15 protein-coding genes and 1 riboswitch are annotated in these 16,685 nt (G+C 74.8%); of the genes, 11 read left to right on the forward strand and 4 right to left on the reverse strand.

Features of this window, described 5'->3' with window-relative positions; all coding sequences use genetic code 11:
• From ACFOX0_RS02625 to thiC, 9 genes are all read left to right on the forward strand, one after another.
• Positions 1–1,680, forward strand: a complete 1,680-nt coding sequence (locus tag ACFOX0_RS02625; protein WP_377541759.1) for an ABC-F family ATP-binding cassette domain-containing protein — start codon at positions 1–3, stop codon at positions 1,678–1,680.
• Positions 1,681–1,720: 40 nt separating this feature from the next.
• Complete coding sequence (locus ACFOX0_RS02630; protein WP_377541886.1) at positions 1,721–2,683, forward strand: aldo/keto reductase; 963 nt, start codon at positions 1,721–1,723, stop codon at positions 2,681–2,683.
• Positions 2,684–2,731: 48 nt separating this feature from the next.
• A riboswitch (TPP riboswitch) is annotated at positions 2,732–2,840 on the forward strand.
• Complete coding sequence (gene thiE, locus ACFOX0_RS02635) at positions 2,835–3,458, forward strand: thiamine phosphate synthase (RefSeq protein ID WP_377541760.1); 624 nt, start codon at positions 2,835–2,837, stop codon at positions 3,456–3,458. It overlaps the preceding riboswitch by 6 nt.
• Entirely contained in the window at positions 3,452–4,600 is a 1,149-nt protein-coding gene (gene thiO / locus ACFOX0_RS02640; protein WP_377541761.1) for a glycine oxidase ThiO, read from the forward strand. The genes thiE and thiO overlap by 7 nt, the downstream gene beginning before the upstream one ends.
• Complete coding sequence (gene thiS, locus ACFOX0_RS02645; protein WP_377541762.1) at positions 4,597–4,797, forward strand: sulfur carrier protein ThiS; 201 nt, start codon at positions 4,597–4,599, stop codon at positions 4,795–4,797. The genes thiO and thiS overlap by 4 nt, the downstream gene beginning before the upstream one ends.
• The gene (locus ACFOX0_RS02650) at positions 4,794–5,573 is read left to right on the forward strand and encodes a thiazole synthase (protein WP_377541763.1); all 780 of its coding nucleotides are present in this window, start codon (positions 4,794–4,796) and stop codon (positions 5,571–5,573) included. Before thiS ends, ACFOX0_RS02650 begins: the two co-directional genes overlap by 4 nt.
• Positions 5,574–5,578: 5 nt before the next feature.
• The gene (locus tag ACFOX0_RS02655) at positions 5,579–6,235 is read left to right on the forward strand and encodes a thiamine phosphate synthase (protein WP_377541887.1); all 657 of its coding nucleotides are present in this window, start codon (positions 5,579–5,581) and stop codon (positions 6,233–6,235) included.
• Positions 6,232–7,116, forward strand: a complete 885-nt coding sequence (gene thiD / locus ACFOX0_RS02660) for a bifunctional hydroxymethylpyrimidine kinase/phosphomethylpyrimidine kinase (RefSeq protein WP_377541764.1) — start codon at positions 6,232–6,234, stop codon at positions 7,114–7,116. The genes ACFOX0_RS02655 and thiD overlap by 4 nt, the downstream gene beginning before the upstream one ends.
• Before the next feature lie 14 nt (positions 7,117–7,130).
• Positions 7,131–8,714 (forward strand): phosphomethylpyrimidine synthase ThiC, encoded by a 1,584-nt coding sequence (thiC, locus tag ACFOX0_RS02665; RefSeq protein ID WP_377541765.1) that lies wholly within the window; start codon positions 7,131–7,133, stop codon positions 8,712–8,714.
• A gap of 111 nt (positions 8,715–8,825) precedes the next feature.
• On the opposite strand, the gene ACFOX0_RS02670 is transcribed toward thiC, so the two are convergent.
• Complete coding sequence (locus ACFOX0_RS02670; RefSeq protein WP_377541766.1) at positions 8,826–11,552, reverse strand: hypothetical protein; 2,727 nt, start codon at positions 11,550–11,552, stop codon at positions 8,826–8,828.
• Between the two features lie 80 nt (positions 11,553–11,632).
• On the opposite strand from ACFOX0_RS02670, the gene ACFOX0_RS02675 reads away from it, so the two are divergent.
• A complete protein-coding gene (locus ACFOX0_RS02675) occupies positions 11,633–13,282 on the forward strand; it encodes a serine/threonine-protein kinase (protein ID WP_377541767.1) in 1,650 nt (549 codons plus the stop codon).
• A 14-nt stretch (positions 13,283–13,296) separates the two neighbouring features.
• Here the strand turns inward: ACFOX0_RS02675 and ACFOX0_RS02680 are convergent, their stop codons facing one another.
• From ACFOX0_RS02680 to ACFOX0_RS02690, 3 genes are read right to left on the reverse strand one after another with little or no spacing between them, the layout of a single operon-like run.
• Positions 13,297–13,593, reverse strand: a complete 297-nt coding sequence (locus ACFOX0_RS02680; RefSeq protein ID WP_377541768.1) for a cupin domain-containing protein — start codon at positions 13,591–13,593, stop codon at positions 13,297–13,299.
• A complete protein-coding gene (locus ACFOX0_RS02685; protein WP_377541769.1) occupies positions 13,590–14,540 on the reverse strand; it encodes an LLM class F420-dependent oxidoreductase in 951 nt (316 codons plus the stop codon). Before ACFOX0_RS02685 ends, ACFOX0_RS02680 begins: the two co-directional genes overlap by 4 nt.
• Before the next feature lies 1 nt (position 14,541).
• Positions 14,542–15,327 (reverse strand): ABC transporter ATP-binding protein, encoded by a 786-nt coding sequence (locus ACFOX0_RS02690; RefSeq protein WP_377541770.1) that lies wholly within the window; start codon positions 15,325–15,327, stop codon positions 14,542–14,544.
• Between the two features lie 290 nt (positions 15,328–15,617).
• Between ACFOX0_RS02690 and ACFOX0_RS02695 the strand changes: the two genes are divergently transcribed.
• A complete protein-coding gene (locus ACFOX0_RS02695; RefSeq protein ID WP_377541771.1) occupies positions 15,618–16,646 on the forward strand; it encodes an ABC transporter substrate-binding protein in 1,029 nt (342 codons plus the stop codon).
• Positions 16,647–16,685: the final 39 nt, after the last annotated feature.

Below are 16,685 nucleotides of genomic sequence, written 5' to 3' on the forward strand. Positions count from 1 at the left end.
GTGGGATACGTGGACGTCGCCGGGGTCGGGCACACCCTGCCGGACGGGCGGGAACTCTTCGCTGACGTGTCGTTCCGGGTCGGCGAGGGAGCCAAGGTCGCCCTGGTCGGTCCCAACGGCGCCGGTAAGACCACGCTGCTGCGGATGGTCGCCGGGGATTTGCCGACCGGCACCGGGGCGATCTCCAGATTCGGCGGGCTCGGCGTGATGCGCCAGTTCATCGGCATGATCGGCGACGACACCCGGCTGCTGGGTCTGGCGCTGGCGGTGTCCGCGCCGGGGCTGCGGGCCGCCGGCGAGCGGGTCGCCGCGGCCGAGGCCGCCATGCACGCGGCCGAGCTGCGCGGCAAGTTCAGCACCGCGGCCGGCAAGGCCCAGGTGGCGTACGCGGACGCGCTGGCCGCCTGGGGTGAGGCCGGCGGGTACGACGCGGAGGTGCTCTTCGACACCGTTTCCACGATCGTCCTCGACCAGCCCTGGGACGCGACCCGGGACCGTCCGGTACGGACCCTCTCCGGCGGTCAGCAGAAACGCTTCGCGCTGGAGTTGCTGCTGCGCGGCACCGACGAGGTGCTGCTGCTGGACGAGCCGGACAACTTCCTCGACGTACCGGGCAAGCGGTGGTTGGAGGACCGGCTCCGCGAGTCGCGCAAGTCCGTGCTGTACGTCTCGCACGACCGGGAACTGCTCGCCCGTACCGCCGACCGGGTGGTCGCCGTCGAGGGCGGGTCGGCCTGGGTGCACCCGGGCGGCTTCGCCACCTGGCACGCGGCCCGGGTCGCCCGGCACGACTCGCTGGAGGAGAAACGCCGCCGCTGGGACGAGGAGCACCAGAAGCTGCGCGAGCTGATGCTGACGTACAAGCAGAAGGCGGCGTACAACTCCGACATGGCGTCCCGCTACCAGTCGGCGCAGACCCGGCTGCGCAAGTTCGAGGAGGCCGGACCGCCGCCGCTGCCGCCCCGTGACCAGGACATCCGGATCCGGCTGGGCGGCGGTCGGACCGGCAAGCGGGCGGTGATCTGCGAGCAACTGGAACTGGACGGGCTGACCTACCCGTTCGACCTGGAACTCTGGTACGGCGACCGGGTGGCCGTGCTGGGTGCCAACGGGACCGGCAAGTCGCACTTCCTGCGGCTGTTGGCCCGCGGCGGCACGGATCCCGACCCGGCCAACACGCCGGTCGACAACGGCATGGCGCTGACGCCGGTCGCGCACGGCGGGTCGGCGCGGCTCGGCGCCCGGGTCCGGCCGGGGCACTTCTCGCAGACCCACGACCGGCCGGAGCTGGTCGACCGGACCCTGGTCGAGGTGCTCTGGCGGGGCGACGACCACCGGGCCGGGCTGGACCGGCACGGCGCGATGGCGAAGCTGCGCCGGTACGAGCTGACCGGCCAGGGCGACCAGCGGTTCGGCACGCTCTCCGGCGGTCAGCAGGCGCGTTTCCTGGTGCTGCTGCTGGAGCTGTCCGGGGCCACCCTGCTGCTGCTCGACGAGCCCACCGACAACCTGGACCTCGCCTCGGCCGAGGCACTGGAGGCCGGCCTGGACGCGTTCGCGGGGACCGTGCTGGCGGTCACCCACGACCGCTGGTTCACCCGGTCGTTCGACCGGTTCGTGCTGTTCCGCGGCGACGGTGAGGTGGTCGAGACCCCGGAGCCGGTCTGGGATGTGGGCTGAGGCCGGGGCCGGCCGGCATAGGGTTGGTCGCGTGACTGACATGACCTATCGCCGGCTCGGCGACTCCGGACTCGTGGTGTCCGCGGTCGGGATCGGCTGCAACAATTTCGGGCGCAAGCTGGACGCGGACGGCACCCGGGCGGTGGTGGACGCCGCCCTGAACGCCGGGATCAACTTCTTCGACACGGCCGACATCTACGGCGAACCGCACGGCGGTTCCGAGGAACTGCTCGGCGCGGCGCTGAAGGGGCGCCGGGACGACGTGGTGGTGGCCACCAAGTTCGGCATGGACATGGACGGCATGAACGGTCCGGACCACGGCGCCCGGGGCGCCCGCCGGTACGTCGTGCGGGCGGTGGAGGCGTCGCTGCGCCGGCTCGGCACCGACCACATCGACCTCTACCAGATGCACGAACCGGACCCGGGTACGCCGATCGAGGAGACCCTGCGCGCGCTGGACGACCTGGTCCGCGCCGGCAAGGTGCGCTACCTGGGCAACTCCAACTTCGCGGGCTGGCAGATCGCCGACGCGGACTGGACCGCGCAGGCCGCCGGGCTGACCCGGTTCGTCAGCGCGCAGAACCACTACAGCCTGCTGGAACGAACCGTCGAGACCGAGGTCGTGCCAGCCTGCGAGCGGTTCGGGCTGGGCCTGCTGCCGTTCTTCCCGCTGGCCAACGGCCTACTCACCGGCAAGTACCGGCGTGACGAGCAGCCGCCGGCCGGCAGCCGGCTCGCCGGCGGTGGCCGGTACGCCCAGCGACTGGCCGCCGCCGACTGGGACACCATCGAGGCGATCGGGGCGTACGCGGCCGAGCGTGACCTGACGATGCTCCAGGTGGCGATCGGCGGGTTGGCCGCCCAGCCCGCGGTGACCTCGGTCATCGCCGGCGCGACCACCGCCGACCAGGTACGGGCCAACGCGGCCGCCGGCTCCTGGCAGCCGTCGGACGAGGACCTGGCCGCACTGCGGGAGATTCTGGCCGCCGGCCGTCCCGCCTGACGTTCCGACCGTGGACAGGTCGGGCCGACCTGTCGTACGGTGGCGACGCACGTGACCCACGGGAGCCCGGTGCACCGGGCTGAGAGGGGGGCTGCAGCCCCCGACCGTCGAACCTGATCCGGGTAATGCCGGCGCAGGGAGGAGCATTGCCGTGTCCCTGGGACGACTGCATCTCGTCACCGACACCCGGCCCGGCCGGGACCCGCTCGCCGTGGCCCGGGCCGCCCTCGGCGTCGCCGGCCGTGAGCTGGTGGTCCAGGTCCGGGTCGAGGACTCCGCCACCGACCGCGAGGCGTACGAGTTGGCCGGCCGGATGGTCGAGCTGTGCGCGTCGGCCGGCGCGACCTGCCTGGTGAACGACCGGCTGCACGTCGCGCTCGCGGTCGGCGCCGCCGGTGCGCACGTCGGCGCGGACGACCTGCCGGTCGACGCGGCCCGGCGGGTGCTCGGCCCGGCCGCCGTGCTCGGCGCGACCGCCCGGGCGCCGGGCACCGCCCGGGCCGCCGTCGCCGCCGGCGCCGACTACCTGGGCGTGGGACCGTGCCACGCCACCGGCACCAAGGCCGGCCTGCCGCCGCCGATCGGCCCGGCCGGGGTGACCGCCGTGGCGGACGCCGTACCGGTTCCGGTGGTCGCCATCGGCGGCGTCACCGCGGACCGGGTGGCCGGGCTGCGCGGCGCGGGCGCGTACGGGGTGGCGGTGGTGGCCGCGCTCGCCGACGCGGCCGACCCGGCCCGGGCCACCGCCGAACTGCTCGCCGCGCTCGGATGCTGACCGGCACCGCCCGGTCCGGCGCCGGCGGCGGTCCCGAGGTGGCGGTGATCGGCGCCGGTCCGATCGGCCTCGCCGTCGCCTGGCGGTGCGCCCTCGCCGGGGCCGCCGTCACCGGGTACGACCCCACGCCCGGCTCGGGCGCCGGGGCCGTCGCGGCCGGCATGGTGGCCCCGGTCGCCGAGGCGATCTTCGGCGAGCGGGAGCTGACCGGGTTGCTGGCCGCGTCGGCGAGCCGGTGGCCGGCGTTCGCCGCCGAGCTGACCGCCGCCACCGGCGCCGACCTCGGCTACCGCACCGACGGGACGCTGGTGGTCGGGCTGACCGCGGACGACCTGACCGAGGCGCGCCGGCTGTGGACGTACCAGCGGGAGCTGGGGCTGCCGGTGACGCCGCTGCGGCCGACCGGGCTGCGGGAGTGCGAACCGGCGCTGGCCACCCGGGTCCGCGGCGGCGCGCTGCTGCCCACCGACCACCAGGTGGACCCCCGGCGGCTGACCGCCGCGCTGCGCCGGGCGGCCGAGCGGGCCGGCGTGCGGTTCGTGCCGACCGCCGTGACCGACCTGGCCGGGCTGCGCGCCGACGTCACGGTGGTGGCCGCCGGTTGCGGCACGGCGGCCCTCACCGGCCTGCCGGTCCGTCCGGTGAAGGGTCAGATCCTCCGGCTGCGGGCGCCCGCCGGCACAGCGCCGGCGATCCGGTACGTGGTCCGCGGGCTCGCCGACGGCGAACCGGTCTACCTGGTCCCCCGCCGGGACGGCGAGGTGGTGGTCGGCGCCACGGTCGAGGAACGGTCCGACACCGAGGTCACCGCGGGCGCGGTGCAGCGGCTGCTGCGGGCGGCCACCGACCTGGTTCCCGAGCTGGCCGAGTACCGCCTGGTCGAGGCGACCGCCGGGCTGCGACCCGGTACGCCGGACAACGCGCCGATCCTCGGTCGGCTGGCCGGCCGGTCCGGGCCGCTGGTGGCGGCCGGTCATCACCGGCACGGCATCGCGCTGACCCCGGTCACCGCCGACCTGATCGCCGAACTGGCGCTGACCGGTCGGGCCGACCCGCTGCTCGACCCGTTCACCCCCGACCGCTTCGCCCCTTCCCCGCCCGGTCCGGCCGGGCCCGACGGTACGGAGGTTTCCGGACGATGACCCTGACGGTGAACGGTGACCCGCGGGAGGTCCCGGCCGGCACCACGGTGGCCGGGCTGGTCGGCGCGGTCACCGACCGGACGCGCGGGATCGCGGTGGCGGTGAACGGCGCGGTGGTGCCGCGCGCCGAATGGCCCGGCAGCACGCTGCGCGACGGCGACCGGGTCGAGGTGCTGACCGCGGCGCAGGGCGGGTGACCGGGGTGGGTGGCTTCTCCCTGGCCGGTACGACGTTCGGCTCCCGGTTGATCCTCGGCACCGGCGGGGCGGCCAACCTGCACCTGCTGGAGCGGGCGATCCGCGCCTCGGGCACCGAGCTGGTCACGCTGGCGCTGCGCCGGTTCGACCCGGCCGGCAGCGGCGACGGGCTGCTGGACCTGCTGGACCGGTGCGGGGTGCGGCTGCTGCCGAACACCGCGGGCTGCCAGACCGCCCGGGAGGCGGTCACCGTGGCCCGGCTGTCCCGGGAGGCGTTCGGCACCGACTGGGTCAAGCTGGAGGTGATCGGCGACGAGCGCACCCTGCTGCCCGACGGGGTGGAACTGCTGCGGGCCGCCGAGCAACTGGTCGACGACGGTTTCACCGTGCTGCCGTACACCTCGGACGATCCGGTGCTGGCCCGCCGGCTGGCCGAGGTCGGCTGTGCCGCGGTGATGCCGGCCGGCGCGCCGATCGGCTCCGGGCTGGGCATCGGGAACCCGCACCACATCCGGCTGATCCGGCAGACCGTCGACGTACCGGTGATCCTGGACGCCGGGATCGGCACCGCCTCGGACGCCGCGCTCGCGATGGAACTCGGTTGCGACGCGGTGCTGCTGGCCAGCGCGGTCACCCGGGCCGCCGACCCGGTGGCGATGGCCACGGCGATGCGGTACGCCGTCGAGGCCGGCCGGCTGGCCGCCGGCGCGGGCCGGATCGCCCGCCGGTTCCACGCCCTCGCCTCGACCCCGGACGAGGGGCGGCCGGAGCTGTGAGCGGCATCGCCGGGCCCACCGGGCTGGTGCTGCTGACCGACCGGCGGTCGGCCCGGCGCCCGCTGACCGAGCTGGTCCGGGCCGGCGTCGACGCCGGACTGCGCTGGGTGGTACTGCGGGAACGGGACCTGCCAGCCGCCGAACGGCTCGCGCTCGCCGTCGAGTTGCGGGCGATCCTCGCCGACGCGGGCGGCACCCTGCTGGTCGCCGGCCCGGACCCGCTGGGCGGTCCGGCGGTGCACCTGACGGCCGCCGGACCGTACCCGCCGCCGCGCCTGCCGCTGGTGGGCCGGTCCTGCCACGACGCCGTCGAGTTGGCCCGGCTGTCCACGGAGGACTACGTGACGCTCTCCCCGGTGCACCCCACCCGCAGCAAGCCCGGGTACGGTCCGCCGCTGGGCCCGGCCGGGCTGCGCGACCTGGTCCGGCGCAGCCCCGTCCCGGTGCTGGCGCTCGGCGGCATCTCCTCGCCCGCCCAGGTGACGGCCTGCCTGGCGGCGGGCGCGGTCGGGGTGGCCGTGCTCGGCGCCGTGATGCGCGCCGACGATCCGGCCACGACCGTCGCCGCGCTGCTCACCGCCGCCGAAAAGGTCAGCCCGGCGACAGCGGCCGGACCGGTGGACGTGGCCGGGTCGCGGCCGGGTCGGGGCGGTGCCCGGTGACCCCGCCCGTGCTGCTTTCCGTGGCCGGGTCGGACTCCGGTGGGGGAGCGGGCATCCAGGCGGACCTCAAGACCTTCGCGGCGCTGGGCGGGTACGGGACCTGCGTGCTCACCGCGGTGACCGCGCAGAACACCCGGGGCGTGGACGCCGTCCTGCCGCTGCCGCCGCGCACCGTGACGGAACAGCTCGAGGCGGTGCTGTCGGACTTCCCGGTCCGCGCCGTCAAGACCGGGATGCTGGGCAGTCCGGCGGTGGCCGACGTGGTGGCCGGGGCGGCCCGGGCCGGCCGGCTGCCCAACCTGGTCGTCGATCCGGTGCTGGTGGCCACCAGCGGGCACCGGCTCGGGGTGGTCGACGCGGTGCGCCGGCTGCTGCCGTACGCGATGGTGGCGACGCCGAACCGGTCGGAGGCCGCGGCGATCCTCGGCATCGAGGTGCGGACGGTCGAGCAGATGGCCGCGGCGGCGGAACGGCTGGCCGGCAGCGGCCCGGCGGCGGTGGTGATCACCGGCGGTGACCCACCCGCCGGCACGGTCCCGGGCGCCGGGGACCCGGGCGGCGGCGGGCCGGGCGCCGGGGACCCGGGCGGCGCCGGTGGCGGTCCGGACGCCGGTGACCCCGGCGGCGAGGCGGTCGACGTGTTGTGGACCGGCGGCACCGTCACGGTGCTGCGCGGGCCGCGGGTGCCCACCCGGCACAACCACGGCACCGGTTGCACGTTCGCCGCGGCGGTGGCGACGCGGCTCGCGCTCGGTGATCCGGTGCCGGCTGCGGTCCGGGCCGCCAAGCGGTACGTCACCCGCGCGCTGACCGGCGCGCGGGACTGGGAACTGGGCGCCGGCAGTGGTCCGCTGGACCACTTCGGCCCGGCGACCCGATGAGCAGGAAGGCCGTCATGTCGACACGTCGCAAGGTGTACGTCGAGGGCCCGTCCCCGGACATCCGGGTGCCGTTCGCCGAGGTGGAGCTGACCGGCGGCGAACCGCCGGTGCGGCTCTACGACACGTCCGGTCCCGGGTCCGACCCGGATGTCGGCCTGCCGCCGCTGCGCGGGCCGTGGATCGCGGCCCGGGGCGACGTGGCGCCCACCGCCGGTGCCGGCACCCCGTTGGCCGGCCGGCGGCCGACCCAGCTGGCCTACGCGCGGGCCGGGACGATCACGCCGGAGATGCGGTTCGTCGCGGTCCGCGAGAACGTCCCGGCCGACCTGGTACGCGAGGAGATCGCCGCCGGTCGGGCCATCCTGCCGGCCAACGTCAACCACCCCGAGTCCGAGCCGATGATCATCGGGAGCCGGTTCCTGGTGAAGGTCAACGCCAACATCGGCACCTCGGCGGTGACCTCGTCCACCGCCGAGGAGGTGGCCAAGCTGACCTGGGCCACCCGGTGGGGCGCGGACACCGTGATGGACCTGTCCACCGGCGCCGGGATCCACGCCACCCGGGAGGCGATCGTCCGCAACTCGCCGGTGCCGATCGGCACCGTGCCGATCTACCAGGCGCTGGAGGCGGTCGGGGGCGACCCGGTCAAGCTGTCCTGGGAGGTCTTCCGGGACACCGTGATCGAGCAGGCCGAGCAGGGCGTCGACTACATGACCGTGCACGCCGGCGTGCTGCTGCGGTACGTGCCGCTGGCCGTGGAGCGGGTCACCGGCATCGTGTCCCGGGGCGGCTCGATCATGGCCGCCTGGTGCCTGGCGTACCACGAGGAGAACTTCCTCTACACCCGGTTCGCCGAGCTGTGCGAGATCCTGGCCCGCTACGACGTCGCGCTGTCGCTCGGCGACGGGCTGCGGCCCGGTTCCATCGCCGACGCGAACGACGAGGCGCAGTTCGCCGAGCTGCGCACGCTGGGGGAACTGACCCGGGTGGCCTGGGAACACGACGTGCAGGTGATGATCGAGGGCCCGGGCCACGTGCCGATGCACAAGATCAAGGAGAACGTCGACCGGCAGCAGGAGTGGTGCCACCAGGCGCCCTTCTACACCCTCGGGCCGCTCACCACCGACATCGCCCCGGCGTACGACCACATCACCTCGGCGATCGGCGCCGCGATGATCGGGATGTTCGGCACCGCCATGCTCTGCTACGTCACGCCGAAGGAACACCTCGGGTTGCCGGACCGGGACGACGTCAAGGCGGGGGTGATCGCGTACAAGATCGCCGCGCACGCCGCCGACCTGGCCAAGGGGCACCCGGGCGCGCAGGCCTGGGACGACGCGCTGTCCAAGGCGCGGTTCGAGTTCCGCTGGACCGACCAGTTCAACCTGTCGCTCGATCCGGACACCGCGCGGGCGTACCACGACGCGACGCTGCCCGCGGAACCGGCCAAGACCGCGCACTTCTGTTCGATGTGCGGGCCGAAGTTCTGTTCGATGAAGCTGACCCAGGAGCTGAAGGGCTACGCGGCGCGGGGGATGCGGGAGAAGTCGACGGAGTTCGTCGACGCGGGCGGCCGGGTCTACCTGCCGCTGACCTGAGCCGGGCGCGGGGGTCGGCCGGTTCCGCGCGGTCCGGTTCGTGCGCGTCCAGTGTCACTCGGGTGGCACTGGACGCGCACAAACCTACGCCGAACACCCCGCGCGCGTCGGTCAGTCGGTCGACCGGTGGCGCCGGCCGGGTCGGCGCAGGCTGAGCCGGGGCTCGTCGTCGGCGGGGCGCTCGATGGGCGGCCCCGGTTGGGACAGGCCACTGACCCAGTCGACGTACTCCTCGTCCCGCGCCGGTACGCCCTTGGCACCCTTGCCGCGGCCGCGCGACTCACGCTTCTCGCCGGTGTCGGCCTGCGGCGCGTCCCCGGTCGGCTCCACGCTCGCACCCTTGCGCCGGAACAGCCCGCGGCGCGGCCGGTCCGCGCGCTCCTCCGGTACGGCCGGCAGGTCGTCGCCGTGCCCGCCGTCGCTGTCGCCGTGCCCGCTGTCGCCGTGTCTGTCGTCGCCGGGTACCGGCGTTCCGGGTACCGGCGTCGCCGGCTCCGCGGCCCCGGTACGGCGCCGGAACAACCCGGACGATCCGCTCCGCCTCGCGTCGGTCGATCTCGTGTCGGCCGGTTCCGGGTTGGTCGCTTTCGTACCGGTCTGTGTCGTGTCGGCCGGCGTCGTTCCGGCCGGCCTCGCACTCGCTGGCGTCGCACCGGCCGGCGTCGCGTCGGCGCGGGTCGCGTCGGTCGGGGTCGGATCGGTGCGGATCGGGTCCGTCGGGGTCGGGTAGTTCTCGGTTTTCGGGTCGGTCCCGGACATCGCGTCGGTCCCGGACTTCGAGCCGGCCTGGGGCTTCGGGTCGATCCCGCGCTTGGGGTCGGTCCCGCGCTTGGGGTCGGTCCCGCGCTTGGGGTCGGTCCCGGGCTTCGGGTCGGTCGTGGTCGTCTCGGCCGGGGTCGCGTCGGCAGCCTCGGTCGGTTCGGCGCGCCGGCGGGTCCCGCCCCGCGCACCGGCCGGGTCGGCCTGCCGGCGGCCGCGGGTCGATCGTGCGCGCGGTTCCTCGGCAGGGTTGTCGCCCGGCACCCCGCCGGCCGCCCGCCGGCCGCCCTTCGGCGCGCTCGTCGGCGGCCCCACCGAGGTCGGTGGTCCGGCCGCGACCGGCGGAGCGGCCGGGGCCGGCGACTCGACTGGGGCCGGCGACTCGACTGGGGCCGGCGACTCGGCCGGGGCCGGTGACCCGCTCGGCCGCGGGTTGACCGGGGTCGACCGGGTGCTCGGTGGCGGATTGACCGGGGCCGGCGGGGCGCTCGGTGGCGGGTTGACCGGGGTCGACGGCGCGGCCGGTGGGGTGTTGACCGGGGTGGCCCGGGTGGCCCGGGGCTTGTCGAGCGGCCGGGGCTGCTCCTTCGGCCGGCCGGGCCGGTCGTGTCCCGGCCGGTCGTCCGACGTCGTCCTGCGTCCGGCACGCAGGCCGGTCGGGTCCGTGAAGCGCGGTCGGTCGGCGGTGGCGAACGCGTCCCAGCCGTCGTCGGCACCATCGGCGGTCCGGGCCGGTCCGGGGTCCGCGGCGGGAGCGGAACCGGCCGGCCAGAAGTCCTCGGTGGTGGGCGGGCTGGCCGCCGGGTCGACGGAGAAACCGACCGCCGGGGCGGACCGCCGGCCCGGGCGCGGGCCGTGGTCGTCCGCTTCGACCGTCGACGTCGCCTTCCCCCGACCGGTCTCGTCCGCCGGCCGGCGCTGGCCGGGAATGTCGGTGGCCGGGACCACCGCGCGGCGCGGGGCCGGCTCGGGGGTGCCGTCGGGGGCCGACCCGGTGCTCGTGGCGGCCCTACCGCCGGTCGTGGTGCTGTCGGACCCGGCGTCGCCGCTGCTGGTGGCGGTGGTGTCGGGCGTCGCGGTACCGGATTCGGCCCGGTCCGGCGCGGCGTCGCCGGCCGCGCCGACGGTCCCGGCCGCGCCGACGGTCCCGGCGGCGGAGTCGGTCCCGGCGGCGGAGTCGGCCGCGCCGGCGGAGTCGGTCCCGGTGGCGGGGGAGTCGGCCGCCGGGGTGGGTCGGCGGACCACCGCGGCCAGCACCGAGCCCAGCGCACCGGCGCCGACGGCGACCAGCGCACCCCAGTACGGCGCGGTCTGGTAGTTGTCGGTCGGACTGCCCGGCCCGCCGATGAGGTAGGCCACCGCCAGCGTGCCCGGGCCGATCACGCCGGACGCGGCGACCGTCAGGGTCGGTTCAGCGCGCCAGCGGGCGACGGCCGCGACGGCAGCACCGGCGATCAACGCCAGTACCGGCATCAGGATGACGGCCAGCCGCTGCGTGCCGCCGGGACCGGACGTGGCCGGGTCGAACACCCCGAGTCGTACGGCCGGCAGCGGGCCGTCGGGGCCGAGCGACGGCAGCACCGAGACCACGGCGAGCAGCCAGGCGGTGCCGGTGACCGCGACCAGGTTCCAGCCGAACGGGCGCAGGTGCAGCGCGGCCAGCGCGGCGACGATGCCGATCAGCGCGCCCGCGGCGGCGGCGGTGCCGGCGACCAGGACCGGGTTCCGCAACGCGACTGACTCGGCGGCGCGCGCCGGCTGCATGCTCAGCGGCGCCACCGCGGCGGCACCGAGACCGGCGGCGACCGCCATCGCGATCCGGACACCGACGTCGACCGGCAGCCCGCGCCGACGGGCCAAGCGTTCCCCGACCACCGCCCCCGCCACCGCGGCGACCATCGCGAACCAGCTGGCCCAGGTGAGCTGCGCCGGCCACAGATTGGCCGCGCCGCCGGCGAACGACCGGACGAAGCGGACGACCCCCAGGCCGTACGCGATGCCGAGCTGGCCGGCTCCGGCCAGCAGACCGACGACGGCCGCCGCGAGCAGGACCCGCCCCCAGCTCCGAAAGGCAATCACGTCGGGCAGGGTACGGTGCCCCGACCCCGATCGCCACCCACGGCGACAGCGCCGGGCGGGGTGACCGGTACCGTGTCCCGATGCTTGCTCCGGAAGTGGTGCTCGGCGACCGGTACCGGCTGGACGAACGGATCGCGATCGGCGGCATGGGTGACGTCTGGTCCGGCACGGACGTCCTGCTCAACCGGCGGGTCGCGGTCAAGGTGCTGCTTCCCGTCCTCGTCTCCGACCAGCAGTTCATCACCCGGTTCCGCACCGAGGCCCGGACGATGGCCGCCATGCGCAACCCCGGCATCGTCCAGATCTACGACTACGGCGAAAACGTCCCGGTGGCCGGTGGTCGGGTGGACTACCTGGTGATGGAGTTCATCGAGGGCGCGTCGCTGGGGACCTGGCTGGGGACGGTGGGGCGGCTCGGCGTCGCCGAGACCCTCTCCGTCGTCGGCCAGGCGGCGCGGGCGTTGCAGGTCGCGCACGAGGCAGGCGTCGTGCACCGGGACGTCAAGCCGGGCAACCTGCTGGTCCAGCCGAACGGCACCGTGGTCCTGGTCGACTTCGGGGTGGCCCGGACGGCCGGCGGCCCCAGCCTCACCGCCGCCGACATCGTCCTGGGCTCGGCCAGCTACATCGCGCCCGAGCAGGCGCTCGGGCGACCCGTCTCGGCGGCCACCGACGTCTACGCGCTCGGCGTGGTGGCGTACTGCTGCCTGGCCGGCCGGCCGCCGTTCCTCGGCGACGATCCGCTGACCGTGGTCAACCAGCACCTGCACGACGCCCCGCCCCCGCTGCCGCCGGACATCCCGGCGGCGGTGGCGGAACTGGTCACCCGGGCGCTGGCCAAGGACCCGGCGGCCCGGTACCCGAGCGCCGCCGCGTTCGCCGACGCCGCCGACCGGGCGCAGGGCGTCTGGCCGGCCACGCCGCAGGCCGGGTCGACCGTCCCGCTGGCCGTGGTGGGTGCCACCCCGTACCCGGGTCCGCCGGTGTCCGCCGCGAACCCGGCGGCCACCGGCAACGCCGGCCCGGCGCCGGCCGGGAGTCCGCACCCGGTGCCGGCCGGGGCCGGGCAGCCGGCGCGGCCGGACGACCGGCGGCGGCGCCGTACGGCGCTGGCCGGCGTGACCGGTACGGCGCTGATCGGTCTGGTCGCCCTGTTCGCCGTGCTGGTCCCGCGGTTGTCCGCGGACCCGTCGGCCGGGCCGGGGCAACCGACGACGGGACCGTCGGCCGAGGCCAACGGCGCCGGCAGCGGCGGGGACTCCGGCACGATCGCGTCGGCGACGCCCGGCCGGTCGACCCGACCGACCGGGAAGCCGACCCCGACGGCGACGTCGGCCCGCACGCCCACGCCCACCCCGAAGACGCCCGGACCGACCTTCGCCACCGAGCGCAACCCGTACGGGCCGGTCCAGGTCTGCGGCACGGGCTTCACGGTCATCGACTCGGCGCCGCTGACCGGGGCGGACGGGGCGCCGCACGGCACGGTGTACCTGCTGCGCGATGCCGGCACCAAGGCCGACTGCGTGGTGGCGCTCAAGAGCACCGGGGTCGGCCGGAAGACGGCGGTCACCGCCTACCTGGAGGTGCGCGGCAAGCAGCGCGGCACGGACAGCGGCTCGTTCGAGTTCTACGCCGGACCGGTACGGGCCACCGCGGGCGCCAGCTGCGTCAAGTGGGGCGGCTCGGCCGGCGGCGCCGCCTACGACAGCCCGTTCGAGCACTGCGGCTGACCGGCCGACGGGACCTACTTGAGTTCGACGAGCCGGGCCAGGTACGTCGTGTCGCCGACGTTGGTGAGCGTGTGCGTGGCGCCCGGCTCGCGGAACACCACGCCCCCGGTCGGCTCGTCCGCGTCGATCCGTTCCCCGTCGACGGTCTGTACCACGTTCTTCGCGCCCTGCACCGCGACGACCAGGTAGGGATGGTCGTGCCGGTGCAGCGGCTGCCGCTCGCCGGGTTCGAGCCGGATGTGCCAGACCCGGACCCGGTCGTTCTCGAAGACGATCTCCTGGCCGACCGGTCCGAGTTCCGTCGTGGTCACGATGCTCCGTCCAGCTGCGGGAGGACGTCCGCGGCGATGAGTTCCAGATGGTCGAGGTCGGCGAGGTCGATCAGGCGCAGGTGGACCCGGCCGGCGCCGACCGCGGCGAACTCGCCGATCCGGTCGACGAGCTGGGCGGGCGAGCCGACCACCGGGTCCTCCGGTGGCAGCGCGCTCTTGACGTGCAGCGGCGCGGCCCGGCGGCTCGCCTCGGCGTCGGTCCGCCCGATCGCCACCACGATGCCGGCCGACAGCACCAGCGGTGGGCGCCCGTTGCCCGTCCGACCCACCCGGTCGGCGGCCTCGGCCACCCGGTCGTACGCCTCGGCCGTCTCGGCCACCGTCTTGAACGGCATGTTGAACTCGTCGGCGTACCGGGCGGCCAGCTCGGGTGTCCGCTTGGGACCCCGGCCGCCCACGATGATCGGCGGGCCGGGCCGCTGCGTCGGCTTGGGCAGCGCGGGCGCGTCGACCAACGTGTAGTGGTCGCCGTGGTGGGTGAACGTCCCGCCGTCCGGGGTGGCCCACAGCCCGCTGATGATCTCCAGCTGCTCGGCGAGCCGGTCGAACCGCTCGCCGACGGACGGGAACGGGATGCCGTACGAGGTGTGCTCGCGCTCGTACCAGCCGGCGCCGATGCCCAGGTCCACCCGGCCGCCGCTCATCTGGTCGACCTGCGCCACCATCACCGCGAGCGGGCCGGGCAGCCGGAAGGTCGCCGAGGTGACCAGCGTGCCGAGCCGGATCCGGCTGGTCTCCCGGGCCAGCCCCGCCAGGGTGAGCCAGGCGTCGGTCGGTCCGGGCAGCCCGGACTCGGCGCTCATCGCCTGGTAGTGGTCGGCCCGCAGGTAGCCCTCGAAACCGCTGTCCTCGGCCAGCCGAGCGAACCGCAGCTGGTCGTCGTACGTCGCGCCGCGGTGCGGTTCGGTGAAAATGGACACCCGCATGTCATCGTCCCTTCGTCCCGGTGGCCGCCGGGGCGTCCCGTTCCATCAGCAGTTCGTGCAGGTCGGCGCTGCACCGGGCGACCTCTTCCAGGTGCGCGTTGCGGCCCAGGCTGCGGGGCCGGGGAATGTCGATCTCGACGATCTCGCGGATCCGGCCCGGCCGGGGGCTGAGCACCACGACCCGGTCGGCCAGCAGGACGGCCTCGTCGATCGAGTGGGTGACGAAGACGATGGTGGCCGAGCTCTCCATGTGCACCCGTTGCAGCTCGACCGACAGTTCCTCGCGGGTCAGCGTGTCCAGCGCGGAGAACGGCTCGTCCATCAGCATCACCCGGGGCTCGCCGATCAGCGACCGGCACAGCGAGACCCGCTGCTGCATGCCGCCGGACAGCTCGTGCGGCAGCCGTTTCTCGAAGCCGCCGAGGCCGACCATCTCGAGCAGTTGCTGGGCCCGGTCCCGGTGCTTGGCCTTGCCCCAGCCGTAGATCTCCACCGGCAGCAGCACGTTGTCCAGGACGGACCGCCAGGGCAGCAGGGCCGGCCGTTGGAAGAGCATCGCGATGTCCCGGCGGGCCTTGGTGACCGGTTCACCGGCTACGGTGATCTTTCCCTCGGTGGCCGGCAACAGGCCGGCGACGAGGCGCAGCAGGGTGGACTTCCCGCACCCGGACCGGCCGACGACGGCGACGAACTCGCCCTCCGCCACCGTCAGGTCGATCCCGCGCAGTGCCTCGACGGTGCCGGATCGGCCGGTGAAGGTACGGGACACCGCGGAGAGCTGGATCATCCCGGGGAGCTCCATCCATCGGATACGGGGGCAGCGGCCGGGTCAGGCTATCCGGATCATGCCGGCCCGCGCCGTCCGGGTGCTTCATACCGTCCCGACCAGCGAACGCGCAACTTCCACCGAGTTGTATCCGTTCCGCAACCTGATCACCCAGGTGTCACGTACGGGAGGTTCTCGTACGCTGTGCCGCGAAGATTCCTCAGCGGCCCGTGTCCACCCCGACCGCGGGCCGGGTTCCCCCTCCGTCCCCCGTCCGGTCGCCCACGTGCACCGGTTTGAAAGGAAAACAGATGAGAAGGCTCACCCGTACGATCGCCGTGGTCGGCCTGACCACCGCACTCGCACTCGTGACCGGATGCAGTGGCTCGGACTCGGACTCCGGCGCCGCCGGTGACGGCAAGAGCCTGGAGAAGATCACCTACCTCACCTCGTTCGGTAACTTCGGTCGCGACTCGTACGCCTTGGTGGCCAAGGAAAAGGGCTTCTTCAAGGACGCCGGCTTCGACGTCGACGTCAAGCCCGGCAACGGCACCGGTGACAACATCCAGGCGATCTCCGCCGGCCAGGCCCAGTTCACCCCGCTCGACCTGACCGGCATTCTGCTGGCCCGGGGCAACGGCGGGGCCAAGGACGTCACGGTGGTGGCGGCCATCCAGCAGCGCACCATGGCGGCCATCGTGTCGCTCGAGGGCAACGGCATCACCACCCCGAAGGACCTGGAGGGCAAGCGGCTGGCCGACAGCCCGAGCTCGGTGGTCCGCAACCTCTTCCCGACGTACGCGAAGCTGGCGAACATCGACGGGTCGAAGGTGCAGTGGGTCAACGGGACGCCGCAGACGCTGATCGGGACCCTGGCCGCGGGTTCGGTCCAGGGCATCGGCCAGTTCGTCGTCGGCAAGCCCACCGTCGAGGCGGTGGCCAAGGGACGCAAGGCCGTCTTCCTCCCGTACAGCGACGTGATGACCGACCTGTACGGCAACGTGCTGGTGGTGCCGACAAAGCTGGCCAAGGAGAAGCCGGAGATGGTGAAGAAGTTCACCGCCGCGCTGATCAAGGGTCTGGAGTACAGCATCGCCAACCCGAAGGAGGCCGGTGAGATTCTGCACAAGAACGTCGCGGCGTCGCTGGCCGCGCCGGCCGCCGCCGAACTGGAGCTGATGGCCGCGTACGTCCGGTCCGCCGGCTCGGGCTCGGCGGTGGGCTCGATCGACGCGCAGCGGGTGGTCCGCAGCATCGCGATCCTGCAGGGTGCCGGCGCCATCCCGGCCGGCCTGACCCCGGAGCAGCTCATCGACTTCGACCTGGCGCCGAAGTCCTGATCGAACAGTTGTCGCGCGGGGCGTGGCCGGCCGGTGAAC

Origin of the sequence: Micromonospora zhanjiangensis (assembly GCF_042650605.1) — a bacterium.
Lineage (GTDB): Bacteria > Actinomycetota > Actinomycetes > Mycobacteriales > Micromonosporaceae > Micromonospora_J > Micromonospora_J zhanjiangensis.